The organism is Terrisporobacter petrolearius (genome assembly GCF_020748185.1).
Taxonomy (GTDB): Bacteria; Bacillota; Clostridia; order Peptostreptococcales; family Peptostreptococcaceae; genus Terrisporobacter; species Terrisporobacter petrolearius.
The window spans coordinates 1-462 of sequence record NZ_JAHZMO010000171.1 but is presented as its reverse complement, the minus strand read 5'-3'; the positions used below and the strand labels follow the sequence as shown (position 1 = coordinate 462).

Here is a 462-nt window from a genome sequence, read left to right as displayed (position 1 = left end):
GGAGGACAATACCAAGTGGTAATTGGAAATAAAGTAACTGATTACTTTGAAACTATTATAAAAAAAGCAGTTTTACAAGGACAAAATACTGAAGAACAGGGAGAAAAAGTTTTAATAGTTTCTAAAATATTTGAATCAATTTCAGGTGCATTTTCTCCATTAATACCTGCACTAGCTGGAGCAGGAATGATTAAGGCACTGCTTACAATACTAACTACTATGAAATGGATGTCTGATGCAAGTAGCACTTATGCTATATTATCAGCAGCTGGAAATGCTGTATTTTACTTCTTACCAATATTCTTAGGTATTACTTTATTCTTCAGTTCTATATATTTATCTACATTATCTTTTTGATATAACTTAAAATTAGATTGAATTGATGAAAAAGTTTTAGCATCAGTTTTTATAATATCCGTAAATTGACAATGTAAACTTATTATATTTCTAGCGATTATTGCT

1 pseudogene is annotated in these 462 nt (G+C 28.8%); it reads left to right on the top strand.

The annotated features are described in order from the left end of the window. Positions 1-357, top strand: a pseudogene (locus tag K0040_RS20155) (hypothetical protein); the annotation flags it as partial. Between the last annotated feature and the right edge of the window lie 105 nt (positions 358-462).